Raw genomic sequence first — 14,110 nt, 5'->3', positions numbered from 1 at the left:
ATGCGAGTCATCATTCATCCGCGCTTTGTTCGCATCACGCATTGGCTCAACGCGATCGCCATCGTCTGCATGGCGTCCAGCGGCTGGGCCATCTACAACGCGTCGCCAATCTTCCCGTTTTCGTTTCCCGCGCGGCTGACACTAGGCGGGTGGCTGGGCGGCGCCATCGCGTGGCACCTGGCGGTGATGTGGCTGCTGGTGACCAACGGGCTGGTCTACCTGGCTTGCGGGCTGGCCAGTGGCCACTTGCGGCGCCGGTTCTTGCCGCTGCATCCGCGCGCCATCCTGCGCGACGGGGCGCTGGCATTGCGCTTTCGCCTGTCGCATGACAGCGGCGAGTACAACGCGGTGCAGCGACTGCTCTATGTGGGCGTGCTGCTGGTCGGCGTCGTGGTGGTGCTTTCCGGGCTAGCTATCTGGAAGCCGGTGCAGTTGCAATGGCTCTCGGCGCTGATGGGCGGCTATGACAGGGCGCGCGTGGTCCATTTCGTCGCGATGGCAGCCATCGTGGCCTTTGTCATCGTGCACTTCGTCTTGGTGTTCATGTTCCCTCGGACCCTGGTGTCGATGGTGACCGGTCGCGACACTCACCGGAGTGCGCATCAGTCATGAGTCAAGATCCAAGGGACAAGAAGCGGTTGGAAGGCGAAGCCCCGGAGGGGTTGGATCACCCGTCACAACCGTTGCCTCGTCGCGCTTTGCCGGAAGGCATCGCCGAGGCCGATTTTGGTCCGCAACTGGTCCGCTTGCAACGCCGCATGTTCCTTCGCTCGTCGCTGTCGCTCGGTGGGGTGGCGATGTTGTCCGGCTGCACGTTGCAGGATAGGGACAGCGTGGACAAGGTCCTGTGGGCGATGTCGCGCTGGAACGACCGCGTGCAGGGATGGCTGTTCAGCGGCACGCGGCTGGCGCCCACCTACACGCGTGCGCAGATCACCAATCCATTCCCTTTCAACGCGTTCTATCCCGAGTACGACGTGCCGGACATCGACGGCAGCGACTATCGACTGGAGGTCTCCGGACGCGTCCGAGACAAGCAGCCGTGGTCGCTGGAGATGCTGCGCAAACTGCCGCAGGCGGGACAGATCACGCGCCATGTCTGCATCGAGGGCTGGAGCGCCATTGGGGAATGGTCAGGCGTGCCACTGAAGACGTTCCTGCAGCACGTGGGCGCCGACCTGTCGGCGCGTTATGTGGGCTTCAAATGTGCAGACCGATATTACTCCAGCCTCGACATGGCCTCGGCGCTGCATCCGCAAACCATCCTGGCGCTGGACTACGGCAGCGATCCGCTGCCGCCCAGGTACGGGTATCCGCTGAAGGTACGGGTGCCGACCAAGCTCGGCTTCAAGAGCCCCAAGCACGTGGCGGCGTTGTTTGTCACCAACGAGAATCCCGGTGGGTATTGGGAGGACCAGGGGTATAACTGGTTCAGTGGGCTGTAGGGCGTATGGTGGCAAACCATCAGGAGTGGTTCATAGGCCGGGCGAGAGGCCGCCGTCGACTCGCAGGCTCATGCCTGTCGTGTATCCCGCAAGTGGACTCGCAACAAAGGCGATGGTGCCCGTGATCTCGTCGAGTCGGCCAACCCGGCCGACCGGCACCTGCGCAAGCATTGGCACGACTGCATGCTCGATGATCTCACGGCGCGCATCCTTAACTGCCAGGCCACGATCTACGTCTATTTCACGGAACCGGCTATTGAGGTCGGCACTATGTATCGTGCCGGGAGAGACGGCATTGACGGTAACCCGTCGGCCGCTGCCGCCTTTGCTAGCGATACGGTCATAGAGTTCAAGGTTGCCTTGGAGGCCGAAAGCAGATCGTACTCATCGGCAGTGAAACTCGTCGATTCACCACGCCGCTCGCCCCAGTGCCAGCCGAATGTGTACCTGGCGTTTGGCTTCGACAATAAGGCCCCAACCGCGGCTGGCGCGAAGTCGCGGATGTGCCCAAGGACACGCCGTCCCGAGGGGAGCGTCGTCCGGTCCTGACGCTGCAGCCATCGCCGGGCCGTATTGTAACGGCCGGGTGGCGCAAATGTCCGGGCGAAGCTGAACGAGCAGGGGTGATACGTTTCTCGCTCATTTTGGGGCACCTGGGCGGCCGTGACATTGTCAATCGACACTTGAATATCCTTTAACCTGCCAGCCCTGTTTCTCTTACTCCCGGCAAACTACATTGCGCTGGTCGCTTCAATCAGCGGGAGAAACCATGCAATACAAGCAGCTTGGCAATACCGGACTTCTCGTGTCCCAACTCTGCCTGGGAACGATGACCTTTAGCAGCGGACAAGGCATTTACAAGCATATCGGCAACGTCGGCCAGGAACTGGGCGATACGCTCGTCAAGGCGAGTCTCGATGCGGGGATCAATTTCTTTGATACGGCGGATGTCTATTCCGGCGGCGAAAGCGAGTCGACCCTCGGACGGGCGTTCAAAAATCTGGGTGTGCCGCGCACGGCGTACGTGCTCGCTACTAAGGGTTACAGCCGCATGGGGCCGGGGCGCAACGATGTTGGCGCGTCGCGCGGACATCTGATGGATGCGGTGCACGCGAGCCTCCGGCGCCTGGGCACCGACCATATCGATCTGTACCAGATTCATGCCACCGACACCGTCACGCCGATCGAGGAAACCCTGCGCGCGCTCGACGATCTGGTCACGCAGGGCAAGGTGCGGTACATCGGCGTCTCGAACTGGGCCGCGTGGCGAATCGCCACGGCGCTTGGCATCTCGAACGCGAAAAACCATGCACGGTTCGCGACGGTACAGGCGTACTATTCGGTGGCTGGGCGCGATCTCGAGCGGGAGCTGGTTCCGCTAATGCAGCACGAGAAGCTCGGTTTGATGGTGTGGAGTCCACTGGCCGGCGGCCTACTCTCGGGACGGTTCAGCCGCAACAATCGGAACCCGGAAGGCTCTCGCCGTTCCGATTTCGATTTCCCGATCGTCGACAAGGCGCGCGCATGGGACGTGCTCGACGTGCTTGCTCCCATCGCCCACGCCCATGAATGCAGTGTTGCGCGTATCGCGCTGGCATGGCTGCTCTCGCGCGACGTGGTGACCAGCGTCATCGTCGGTGCCAAACGGCTCGACCAGCTGATCGATAACCTGGAAGCCACCCGAATCGAGTTGTCGCGCGATGAGATCGCTGCGATCGACGCCGTCAGCGCGCTGCCGCCCGAGTACCCAGGCTGGATGCTCGATACGCAGGGCGCGGACCGTCTCGGGCCGGTCGATCTGTGGACCGGCGCGACGGCGTCCTGACCGGCATGGCTATTTCGGGAAATGGGCGACGAGGAAATCGATCAGGCTGGATAGCTTGCGCGTCATCAGCCGGTCCGGCATATAGACGATATGCAGTGGCCGGCCGGGCGAGCCAAACGGTTCCAGTAACGATCTCAGGCGCCCTTCGCGGATGTCGGCGTCCGCCAGATCGCGGGGTAGCATGGCAATGCCGAGTCCCGCGAGCGTGGCCATTCGCAGGGCCGGCATATTGTTGGTGCTGAACCGGCCGCTTGTGGTGACGGAGGTGGATTCGCCGCTGCCGAACTTCCAATGCCATTGCGCGACAGTGTTATGGAAGGCCAGGCACGTATGTCCTCGCAGGTCGTCGAGGGATTCCGGCGCGCCATGCCGCTCGAGATAGGCTGGTGAAGCACAGGCAACCAATCGGGTCTTGCCCAGTTCGCGCGCGACGAGCCCGCTGTCGGGCAAATCACCGTAGCGGATGCCCGCGTCGAATCCACCTTCGATCAGGTCCACGACCTCGTCGCTGAAGATCAGTTCGACCTCCACTTCCGGATAGGTCTCAATGTATTGCGCCATCAGTGGCACGAGCGTGTGGGCGCTCAGACTCACCACTGCACTGATCCGGAGCAGGCCTTTGGGACTGGCCCGTTGTTCGCGCACGCTCGTCTCGGCGAGCTCGATCCGCGACAGGATATCGACGCACTGCTCGTAATAGGCTCGCCCGATGTCGGTCAAGCTCTGCCTGCGCGTGGTCCGGTGCAGCAGCTTGGCCCCGAGCCGCGATTCCAGCCCGCGAATATGGTTGCTGACCATCGTGGTGGAAATGCCCAGTTGGTCGGCAGCCACGGTGAAGTTCTCGCAACCGACCACGCGGACAAATACCGTCATGCTGTTCATCAGATCCATGGCGCAGGCTGGTTTTGGGTCCCATAAGTCGAATGTTCATGCGAATGATAATGTAACTATGTCGGATTCCTTCGCTGTCTCAACATGCTTCCGATGTGCGCACCGCGTTTAACTTGAATTGCGGCCGCCTTCGCGGGCTACACGGCGAGAGCCCGAAAAGGGAACGTGCAAGGCGGTTTGCGACCTACCGCAGTCATCCCACTTTGCACATCGCGGCGACTGTTCCTGGAGCCCAAGCGGACATTGCTCGAAGGCCGCCAAAGAGCCTCCAAGAATGCTCATATTATCGGCCAGGGTGCGGTAATAGACCCGAGCCGCTTAGCCTTAGCCTAGTCCGAAACGCGGAGGCAGACTTTTCCGAAATGCTTTCCTGCCGCCTGATGGCGGAACGCATTGGCGATATCGTCGAGCGCAAACGTGCTGTCGATAATCGGCTTAATGCCATTCGCATCGATCGCGCGGATCATGTCGCGTTGATGCTTGTGGCTGCCGACGATCAGGCCCTGCAGGGTTTGCTGGCGACGCATCAGATCGGCGGTGGGCACTTCGCCCGCAATACCCGTCAGCACACCGATCAGTGCGATATGCCCGCCTATTCGGCACGCGCGGATCGATTGTCCCAACGTGGCGGGACCGCCGACCTCTACGACGTGGTCCACGCCGGCGCCACTGGTGATCTCGAGCACCTTCGACGCCCAGTCCGCATCCCGTTTGTAGTTGATCAGATGGTCGGCCCCGAGCAAACGTGCACGCTCGAGCTTGTCGTCGGAGGATGACGTAGCAATGACTGTCGCCCCCATGTACTTGGCAAACTGCAGTGCGAAGATCGATACGCCGCCAGTCCCTTGCACGAGCACCGTATCGCCGGCCTTCAGCGCGTAGTCAACGACGAGTGCGCGCCATGCCGTCAATCCCGCAGTCGTTAGCGTGGCGGCTTCTTCATGCGTATAGCCGCGAGGCGCGTGCGTGAACCATTGCACGGGGCGGACAACGACTTCGCGCGCATAGCCATCGACGCCATCGCCGGGCGTAGTGGAAAAATCCGCGAGCGTCGGACCACCATCTAGCCAAAACGGAAAGAACGTCGACACCACGGCATCGCCAACAGCGAACGCCGTCACGCCATCGCCCACGGCTTCAACGATACCCGCGCCATCGGACATTGGAATACGACCATCCTCGGTCCGCAGACGTCCCGTGACGACGCCGAGGTCATGCGCATTGAGCGAACTGGCATGAATACGGACACGAATCTCGCCGGCGGCCGGCGCACCTGGGTCTGCGAGTTCAACGCGTTGCAGATTGTCGAGGCCCGCAGGGTGGCGCAAGGCAATAGCTTTGATCGATGCTTTCATCGAGGCAACTCCGGTGATCGAGGGAATGCGCAATTGTGAGAGCCAGCATCGATTGCCGCAAGAACGTACAATTATCGCCGGTACTATCAAGAATGTAGGTATAAGCCATGCGACCCAAGCGCCTGGACAGCAAGAGCGGCTGCGCCGTTGAAGTCACGCTATCCGTGATCGGCGGAATCTGGAAGCCCGTCATCCTTTTCCACCTCATGCACGGCAAGCTGCGCTTCATGGAACTGACACGCCTGATGCCCAACACCACGCAGCGCATGCTGACGCTGCAATTGCGTGAACTGGAAGCCGACGGCATCATCGAGCGGCATGTATATCCGCAAGTGCCACCCAAGGTTGAGTACGAACTGACGGCGTTCGGCAAGACGCTGACGCCGGTGTTGATCAGCCTCAGGGAGTGGGGTGAAACCTATCGGTCACGCCGCGCCAAGGTCGCGGCGCGCGTGGCGGCAAACGCTGCCGACGCGTCAGACGCCGCATGAGCGGTTTGCAAAGAAGATCGCGCGATTTCGCGTTCGCCGCATTTTCCAGTTTTCCGCCTTTCTCTCCATGTTGGCTCGCCTAGACTTCATGCGGCATCTGGACAGCCTTTCGTTGTCCTAGCCAACGCCGGCAACGCCACCCGTCGCGTCTGCAGGCAACGTGAATTGGGGAGACTGGCGATGTCCGATCCTGTGTACCGGGCCGAACGGTGCGGCCTGCTGCTGGTAGATCCTTACAACGATTTTCTGTCGGAAGGCGGCAAGGTATTTCCGATGATCGAGGCGGTGGCGAAGGATGTCGGGTTGCTCGACAACATGCGCGCCGTTGTGGCCGCCGTGCGCAACGCCAATATTCAGGTCTTCTACGTGCCGCACAGGCGCTGGCAGCCCGGCGACTACGACAACTGGGATCATCCGAACCCAACACAGGTGCTTGTGCAGGAGCGGCATACGTTTGCCGTGGGCGAATGGGGCGGCGAATGGCACCCCGACTTCGTGCCGCAGCCCAACGACATCATGATCAAGGAGCACTGGGCGCAAAGCGGCTTCGCCAACACCGATCTCGATTTCCAACTTAAGCAGCAAGGTGTCACGCATGTAATGGTGATCGGACTGCTTGCGAATACCTGCATCGAATCGACGAGCCGATTCGCGATGGAACTCGGCTATCACGTCACGCTCGTGCGCGATGCCACGGCCGCGTTCAGCAAGGAGATGATGCACGCCGCCCACGAACTCAATGGTCCGACTTTCGCGCATGCGATCCTGACCACGGCGGAGCTCACGGCAACGCTCGGGAGACTGTGATGGAGCTCAACGGTCATCTCCTCATCGGCGCAGAGGATGTTGCCGCGACCGCAGGCACGATGAAGGCCCTGAATCCTGCGACGAATCTCGAGATCGAACCGGCGTTCGCATTCGGCGGCGCAGCGGAAGTTGATCGCGCGGCGAGGCTCGCGGACGAAGCGTTCGACAGTTTCCACGCGACCAGCCTCGCCGAGCGCGCGGCATTCCTCGAACGCATAGCCAGCGGCCTCGATGTCATCGCAGCGGAACTCGCGCAGCGTACAGCGCTCGAGACCGGATTGCCGGTCGCGCAGCTCGAAGGCGAAGCCGCCAAGTCGGCGACGCAATTCCGTCAGTTTGCCGAGGTCGTGCGGCAAGGCCGGTTCCGCCAGGCGGCGATCGACGCCGCCCAGCCGGATCGCCAGCCACGCGCGCGCATGGATCACCGGCTGCAAAAAATCGCGATCGGTCCTGTGGCAATCTTTGGCGCGAGCAACTTCCCGATCTCCTATTCCGTGGCAGGCGGTGATACGGCTGCCGCGCTAGCGGCAGGTTGCCCCGTCATCCTCAAGGCACACAACGCACATCCGGGGTCGTCGGAAGTGCAGGGCAGGATGATCAGGCAGGCCATCGAGGACGCCGGACTGCATGAGGGTGTGTTTTCGCTCGTGCGTGGTGGCGGAAATGAGATTGGCGAAGCGCTCGTCGATCACCCGCTTATCAAGGGCGTAACATTCACCGGCTCCGAGGTCGGCGGGATGGCCCTGTATCGCCGCGCGCAGCAACGTCCAGACCCGATCCCCGTGTTCACCGAGATGACGAGCGTCAATCCAACGTTCGTGCTGCCTGCCGCTCTCGCCGCGCGCGGACATGACATCGGTGATGGCTTTGCCGAGCGCATGCTGGTTACCGTGGGGCAGGCGTGCCTGAAGCCAGCGATCGTTCTGGCCATCGACGGTCCAGGTTATGAAGCAATGAAGCAGGCGATGTGCACACGCGTGCAGGCGATGCCGGCGAGGACGATGCTGACGCCGGGCATCAATACAGCATATCGGCGGAACCTTGAGCGACTGGCCAACGCCGGTGCCGCTCGCATCGCGGCGGGAGGCGATCCGCAGGGCGTCTGGGATGGCCAGGCGATGTTGTTCGAGGTAGATGGCGCACGCGCGCTCGAGGATGCGTCGCTTTGCGAAGAGGTCTTTGGTCCCGCCGCGCTGGTCATGCGCGTCCAGGATGAAGCGCAGTTCTTCGCGCTCGCCCGCCAGTTTCATGGTCAGCTCTCTGCGACGCTCCAGATCGATACCGGCGACCACGCGCTTGCGAGCGCGCTGCTGCCCATACTCGAACGCCGCACCGGCCGCATCGTGATTAATGCCTTCTCGCATCCGCAGGAAGTGTCTTACGCCTCCATTCATGGCGGACCGTTTCCGGCCACATCGGATAGCCGATTCACGTCAGTCGGCATGACCTCCATCGAGCGTTTCCTGCGCCCCGTCTGTTATCAGGGCTTCCCGGACGCGTTGCTGCCCGAGGCTCTGAAGCGCGCGAACCCTGCCGGCATCTGGCGCCTGAACGACGGGGCGCTGTCCAAAGACTGATCGTTCGACCGATGTGCATAGTCTCCTTCCCGCCCTCAGGAGCTGACCATGAACAATAACTCACAGAAGCCGTCGCAGCTGCCGTCATTGCTTCCATCACGCCGCCCTTTCTTCCGGCGCTTTCTCGGCACATCGGCCGCCGCGCTTGCGGCCCCCGCGCTCAGTGACTACGCGCTGGCTGATGCACCGATCGTAGATATCGGCAAAGCGCCCGGCGGCGACAAGAGTGCGATCCGGCCGTTGCGCGTGAAGGTGCCCGAATCCGATCTCGCGGACCTACGCCGGCGCGTCAAGGCCACGCGCTGGCCTGAACGGGAGACCGTCAAGGATGCCTCCCAAGGCGTGCAGTTGGCGACCATGCAAAGCGTCGCGCGCTACTGGGGCGCGGGATACGATTGGCGCCGCATGGAAGCGAAGCTCAACGCGCTGCCGCAGTTCGTGACTGAGATCGACGGGCTCGATATCCACTTCATCCACGTAAAATCGAAGCAGAAGGACGCCCTGCCGATGATCGTCACGCACGGTTGGCCGGGCTCGATCATCGAGCAGATGAAAATCATCGATCCGTTGACGAATCCCACCGCCCATGGCGGAGCCGCCGCGGATGCCTTCGACCTCGTGATTCCGTCGCTTCCTGGCTATGGTTTCTCGGGCAAGCCCACCGTGACGGGGTGGGACCCGCAGCGCGTGGCGCGCGCGTGGGTCGTGCTGATGAAACGCCTCGGCCATACGCGCTACGTGGCGCAGGGCGGCGACTGGGGCAACGCGGTCACCGAGCAACTGGCGTTGCTCAAACCAGCCGAACTACTCGGCATCCATACCAACATGCCTGCGACGGTGCCCGACAACATTGCCCGCGCGCTCAAATTCGGTGAGCCCGCGCCCACTGGCCTGTCGCCCGACGAGAAGAACGCGTTCGACCAGCTCGACGACTTCTACAAACACGGTCTTGGCTATGCGCTCGAAATGGCTAATCGCCCACAGACGCTCTATGCGCTCGAGGATTCGCCGATTGGCCTCGCATCTTGGATGATCGATCATGACGCACGCAGCCAGGCATTGATCGCGCGTGTGTTCGCGGGCGGCACCGAAGGCCTCACGCGCGAAGATATTGTCGACAACGCCACGCTTTACTGGCTCACCGGCACGGGCATCTCCTCGGCGCGGCTGTACTGGGAGAATAAGCTCAACTTCTTCGAGCCAAAACACGTCACGATTCCGGTGGCGGTCAGCGTCTTCCCCGACGAGATATACGCGGCGCCGCAAAGCTGGGTGGAGAAGGCATACCCCAAACTCATCCACTTCAACAAGATGCCCAAGGGCGGCCATTTCGCAGCGTGGGAGCAGCCGGTGGCTTTCGCCGAAGAGATGCGCGCGAGCTTCCGTTCATTGCGCTGAGCGGTGCGCGATGAGCAAAGTACCTTCGCCTGACGACCGTCCGCAGACTGCGGAGGGCCTCCGAAACAGTCCGCAGACAGAATGGCGAGCCGAGTCCGATAGCGACGCGGGAATGGCCGCGGACGCGACGTTCGTGCGAGATCATCCGCGCCTGCCGCAACTCTTCCCCGTTCTTTCGGAGGCAGAGATCAGCAGGATGCGCCGCTTCGGCAGAGTGTCACGCTACCCAAAGGGCACCATGCTCTATCGTGTTGGCGAACGCACCCCGGGGATGTTCGTCCTGCTGGCAGGCACTATTCGCGCCGTTGCGCGCGATGGACTGGGCCGAGAACAGGTCATTCACACATTTACCCAGCGCGGCGAGTTCACGTCTGACGTCAATCAGTTTTCGAACAAGCCTTCATTTGTGGACTCCTGCGTCACCGAGGATGTCGAGGCCCTGCTGGTCAGGCCCGACGATCTGAGCCCGCTGCTGATCGGTGAAGCCGAGCTGGGCGAGAAGATCATGCGTGCGCTGATCCTCAGGCGCTTTGTCGCGATGGAACGCGTGAACGGTGCCGTGCTTGTCGGCGAGCCCGACAGTCCTCGGCTGCTCGCGTTGCAGAACTTCCTGCGGCGGAATACCTATCCGCACGTCACGCTGGACGCTGGCCAGGATGCCGAGTCCACCGCCTTGCTCGAGGCGCTGGCACCGCATGCCGATGAATTGCCGCTGGTCGTCTGCCCAAACGGCACGGTGCTCCGAAACCCCGGCGAATGGCAACTGGCATCGTGTCTGGGCTTGATCCCGGACTTCGACCCGGCCCATGTCTATGACGTGGCGATCGTTGGGGCTGGGCCGGCGGGACTGGCTGCCGCCGTCTATGCGGCGTCAGAAGGTCTGTCGGTCGCGGTCCTCGACTGTCACGCTCCCGGCGGCCAAGCCGGGGCCAGCGCGCGCATCGAGAATTTCTTTGGCTTCCCGACAGGGATCACCGGGCACGCGCTCGCCGACCGCGCCTTCGTCCAGGCGCAGAAGTTCGGCGCGCATATCGGCATCCCCTGCGAAGTCATTGCGCTGCATTGCGCGCGGCAACCCCCTGCGGTGGAGCTTGCCAATGGGCTGCGCATTACTGCGCGCACGGTGGTCATTGCAACAGGCGCGGAGTATCGAAGGCCAGCCGTCGGCGACCTCGAGCGGTACGAGGGGCGCGGGGTCTATTACTGGGCCACGCCTATAGAAGTCAAGTTATGCCGAGATGAGCCGGTATTGCTGATCGGGGCCGGGAACTCAGCTGGCCAGGCAGTCGTGTTTCTTGCCTCGCACGCGGAACATGTGCACATGTTCATCCGTGGCAAGTCGCTGGAGGACAGCATGTCGCACTACCTGATCGAGCGCATCATGGCGTTGCCGAACGTCACGCTGCATACGCGCGTCGAATTGACTGCGCTCGAAGGTGGCTCGCGCCTCGAACGCGTGCAGTATCGCGGCGCGGGTGGGAGTGAAGGCAGTATGACGGTCAATCACCTGTTCGTCTTTATCGGCGCACAGCCCAATACCGGCTGGCTCAAAACCTGCGGCATTGCACTGGATAACAAGGGATTCATCCAGACGGGAATCGACGTTCCGCAGGCCAATACCCTGCCGTCTGCCTATCAGACTAGCGTCGAAGGCGTATTCGCTATTGGCGATGTTCGCTCGGGCTCGACTAAGCGCGTCGCCTCCGCAGTAGGCGAAGGCGCTGGCGTGGTGCCACAAATCCAAGCGCTTTTGTCGCGCACCTATTGATCAGGCGGCTTCGCGAGTCAAAGAACTATGCGACGAACTATCGCAACGTTTGGATGTTCGCCGAGTGCATGACGAGGGCACGGTCCTATGAATGACTGACGGTTTCGCGGAGCGTAGCTGTCGATTGAGACACCGCACTTTAATGACACAAATTGGCCGATTTCCACCGGCCGCCGGACAATAGCGGTCGTTGGACGTAACCCGGCAAGTCGCCGAAAGTGAGGGCTACAGAACCTACGGTACACGCACGCATGTCGCACGTTCCACTCAATGTCTTCTCACAAATCCTCCGCGCGTAGGCGACTCTGGGTTGGCCAGATTCCGGACAAAACTCTCCTCGATCAAGGCCAAGGACTCTGCCAAGTCAGTTCCATATTCTTCGTGCAATGCGTCGGCTAGATGTCTCGCTGCATCGGAGAGGATCTTGCCCCATGCAGCCTCCTCGGAGACGTTCTTCCGCTCCATATACATCCCGACATGCAGGGAGCAGTGGAGGCCGCGCTCGGCAATCCAGACTCGTAACATCTCTATGGCGGTGGGATCGCGCAGTGCAGGTTCTGGGATCGGAAGTTGGTCCAACTGGACTTCGTTATCTTTCATACAAGGATCCGTGAGTTTGCACGGCAGACTAGCAAAGCCTGTAGACGAGAGCGTCCTCCTTAAGGGGGGCATCGTGGCCATCCAGAGGGCCACGCCGAAAGACTTCTGCGCGCGAAGACTTCAAGCAGTGGAATTGTCGATGTCATGCCAGCGCTAAGGACCGTCGTCCGTATGCGCTGCAGCCCTCAGTCTGAATATTCACCAACCTTTGACAAATTCAGGCCGGGCGGATATCTCACGGTATAGGCCTCGCATTTTTGATAGTCGAGAGTGCGACATGTCGCCGTTCTGCCAATGACGACTCGTGCCTGAGAAAGATAAGAAAACCGACAGGTCATTGGCATCGCGGCTGCTAGAGACGCCGGTTCGCTTCTGCAGCCGCGGCCACTATTTCCCGTACGCCTGGCCTGTCGGCTGGCGAAGCGAGTCCGATGCCAACCGATAGCTCCTCGCCCTCAATCAGCGATTTGTAGACGACGCCTGCCCGCCTTAACGCGCTGAACGATTTCGGCAACAGGGCTATACCTCGGCCACGCGCCACGTCACCAAGGAGAACGTGATGGTCCAATGGCTCTTTTAGTTTTGTTGGTATGAACCCATGGCGGAAGAAAACCGTTTGGCAGTAGTCGTAGAACGCTGGCTGTCGCGCACGCTCGAACCAGAAGATTCTTTCACCCGCCAAGTCGGCGAGACCGACCTTTCTGCGCTTCGCCAGCTCATGTGAGGAGGGTATCGCGACGATCATCGGCAGTCGGTCGAGTTCCCGGACATCCAGCCCATATGCGTCCGTCGGCAGCGCGATGAACGCAGCATCCAGCTTGCCAGCCCGAAGCTGACGTATGAGTCGCGGCGACGTATCGGAGAAAATCGATACGACCGTCCCGGGATGAGTTTCTTGCACTCGTTGTTCCAGCCCGCGAAACCAGGCCGGTTCTACAGCGCTGGTCAACCCGAGCCGCAGGTCGGCTGGCAAGCCCGGAGTTGTGAGCGCTGCTTCCGCTTCGCGAAGCAATTTCGCAAGGTTGCGTGCATAGGGGAGCAGCTTCGCTCCCGCAGGGGTAAGCGTGACGCCCTTCGTATTGCGGTCGAACAGCCGCGTTCCCAGCCGCTGCTCGAGCTCTCGAATCGCCCGGCTCAGTGGTGGCTGAGAAAGATGCAACGTCTCCGCTGCTTGACGAAAGCTCAGCGCATCCGCAACGGCAAGAAAGAGCAGAAGAGATCGGGAGTCGAGACGATTGGACATATCAAAAAGGTATCACGGATTTGGTCATTCCGCAGGTCCGAGACCGGCTCTACAGTTGTCTTACCAAATCGTCTGGAGAACTTTATGAACTTTTCTCACCATGCTGCATTAGCGCTTATTATTCGGCGAGATCGCAAAGGCGGTGGACAATGAGCACCGAACGCTATGAGCGTGGCTCGCGCATGCTGGCGGCCGTAGATGGCGTTGCTGGTCTCCAAGTGGTCGAAACGTTGGCAAAATCGTTTCCGGACTTTGCGCGCTATATCGTTGAGTTTCCGTTTGGCGAAATCTACGCGCGACAAGGGCTTGGATTGCGAGAGCGAGAGCTGGCAACAGTCGCGGCACTATGCGCACTTGGAAATGCATCACCCCAGCTTCGCGTGCACGTGCATGCAGCATTGCACGTCGGTTGCAAACCAGCTGAGGTCGTGGAAGTCGTGATGCAGATGGCGGTCTATGCGGGATTTCCGGCGGCATTGAACGGATTGTCCGTCGTACGCGAGGTCTTCGCAGAGACTGGGATACAGCTACCGTTGGACTGAGATGGGGAGGCTGGGGGGAAACCGATCTCCGGCGTCGGCCTTGCCTGTGCGAGAGGCAATTGCCGACCCCTAACGGTCATAATGGTCCTTAATGTCCTCGCAAAGCAGCCGCGATAGCTGCAGCAAGCTCTTGCGCATCGCTGGCGGGGATCGCCCATGGGGACTGTA

General features: G+C 61.3%; 15 protein-coding genes. 10 read left to right on the top strand and 5 right to left on the bottom strand.

Translation table 11 applies throughout. The annotated features are described in order from the left end of the window. Nucleotides 1-612: a cytochrome b/b6 domain-containing protein gene (locus tag LDO41_RS30710; RefSeq protein ID WP_223995137.1), complete on the top strand. Its 612-nt coding sequence runs from the start codon at nt 1-3 to the stop codon at nt 610-612. Continuing rightward, entirely contained in the window at nt 609-1,445 is an 837-nt protein-coding gene (locus LDO41_RS30705; RefSeq protein ID WP_223995135.1) for a molybdopterin-dependent oxidoreductase, read from the top strand. The genes LDO41_RS30710 and LDO41_RS30705 overlap by 4 nt, the downstream gene beginning before the upstream one ends. Before the next feature lie 30 nt (nt 1,446-1,475). Here LDO41_RS30705 and LDO41_RS34405 read toward each other — a convergent pair whose 3' ends face one another. Continuing rightward, nucleotides 1,476-1,721 carry an SDR family oxidoreductase gene (locus tag LDO41_RS34405; protein WP_223995195.1) on the bottom strand — a complete coding sequence of 82 codons (246 nt, stop codon included), beginning with the start codon at nt 1,719-1,721 and terminating at the stop codon, nt 1,476-1,478. On the opposite strand from LDO41_RS34405, the gene LDO41_RS30695 reads away from it, so the two are divergent. Both LDO41_RS30695 and LDO41_RS30690 read left to right on the top strand, forming a co-directional pair. Beyond that, nucleotides 1,629-1,994, top strand: a complete 366-nt coding sequence (locus LDO41_RS30695; RefSeq protein WP_223995133.1) for a hypothetical protein — start codon at nt 1,629-1,631, stop codon at nt 1,992-1,994. The genes LDO41_RS34405 and LDO41_RS30695 overlap by 93 nt on opposite strands. 220 nt (nt 1,995-2,214) lie before the next feature. Beyond that, on the top strand, nt 2,215-3,270 hold the full coding sequence (locus LDO41_RS30690) for an aldo/keto reductase (protein ID WP_223995193.1): 1,056 nt from the start codon (nt 2,215-2,217) through the stop codon (nt 3,268-3,270). A 9-nt stretch (nt 3,271-3,279) separates the two neighbouring features. Here the strand turns inward: LDO41_RS30690 and LDO41_RS30685 are convergent, their stop codons facing one another. Continuing rightward, a complete protein-coding gene (locus LDO41_RS30685; protein ID WP_223995131.1) occupies nt 3,280-4,161 on the bottom strand; it encodes a LysR family transcriptional regulator in 882 nt (293 codons plus the stop codon). Between the two features lie 329 nt (nt 4,162-4,490). Continuing rightward, a complete protein-coding gene (locus LDO41_RS30680) occupies nt 4,491-5,504 on the bottom strand; it encodes a zinc-dependent alcohol dehydrogenase family protein (protein ID WP_223995191.1) in 1,014 nt (337 codons plus the stop codon). 119 nt (nt 5,505-5,623) lie between these two features. Between LDO41_RS30680 and LDO41_RS30675 the strand changes: the two genes are divergently transcribed. The 5 genes from LDO41_RS30675 (at nt 5,624) to LDO41_RS30655 (ending at nt 11,557) form a co-directional block, all read left to right on the top strand. Beyond that, on the top strand, nt 5,624-6,007 hold the full coding sequence (locus LDO41_RS30675; RefSeq protein ID WP_223995129.1) for a winged helix-turn-helix transcriptional regulator: 384 nt from the start codon (nt 5,624-5,626) through the stop codon (nt 6,005-6,007). Nucleotides 6,008-6,187: 180 nt separating this feature from the next. Next, nucleotides 6,188-6,814, top strand: coding sequence for an isochorismatase family cysteine hydrolase (locus LDO41_RS30670; protein WP_223995128.1), 627 nt, complete (start codon nt 6,188-6,190; stop codon nt 6,812-6,814). Then, nucleotides 6,814-8,391 carry an aldehyde dehydrogenase (NADP(+)) gene (locus LDO41_RS30665; RefSeq protein ID WP_223995127.1) on the top strand — a complete coding sequence of 526 codons (1,578 nt, stop codon included), beginning with the start codon at nt 6,814-6,816 and terminating at the stop codon, nt 8,389-8,391. The genes LDO41_RS30670 and LDO41_RS30665 overlap by 1 nt, the downstream gene beginning before the upstream one ends. 48 nt (nt 8,392-8,439) lie before the next feature. After that, nucleotides 8,440-9,789, top strand: a complete 1,350-nt coding sequence (locus LDO41_RS30660; RefSeq protein WP_223995126.1) for an epoxide hydrolase family protein — start codon at nt 8,440-8,442, stop codon at nt 9,787-9,789. A gap of 112 nt (nt 9,790-9,901) precedes the next feature. Then, entirely contained in the window at nt 9,902-11,557 is a 1,656-nt protein-coding gene (locus LDO41_RS30655) for an FAD-dependent oxidoreductase (protein WP_223995125.1), read from the top strand. Nucleotides 11,558-11,824: 267 nt separating this feature from the next. Here LDO41_RS30655 and LDO41_RS30650 read toward each other — a convergent pair whose 3' ends face one another. After that, nucleotides 11,825-12,157: a DUF5076 domain-containing protein gene (locus tag LDO41_RS30650; protein ID WP_223995124.1), complete on the bottom strand. Its 333-nt coding sequence runs from the start codon at nt 12,155-12,157 to the stop codon at nt 11,825-11,827. Between the two features lie 352 nt (nt 12,158-12,509). Further along, nucleotides 12,510-13,400: a LysR family transcriptional regulator gene (locus tag LDO41_RS30645; protein ID WP_223995123.1), complete on the bottom strand. Its 891-nt coding sequence runs from the start codon at nt 13,398-13,400 to the stop codon at nt 12,510-12,512. A 149-nt stretch (nt 13,401-13,549) separates the two neighbouring features. Here LDO41_RS30645 and LDO41_RS30640 point away from each other — a divergent pair, with 149 nt between their 5' ends. Then, nucleotides 13,550-13,942: a carboxymuconolactone decarboxylase family protein gene (locus LDO41_RS30640; protein ID WP_223995122.1), complete on the top strand. Its 393-nt coding sequence runs from the start codon at nt 13,550-13,552 to the stop codon at nt 13,940-13,942. The last annotated feature ends 168 nt before the right edge of the window (nt 13,943-14,110 follow it).

This window comes from Cupriavidus pampae, assembly GCF_914271485.1.
GTDB lineage: Bacteria > Pseudomonadota > Gammaproteobacteria > Burkholderiales > Burkholderiaceae > Cupriavidus > Cupriavidus pampae.
The sequence above is the reverse complement of the archived record's forward strand: the minus strand, read 5'-3'. Positions and strand labels throughout refer to the sequence as shown.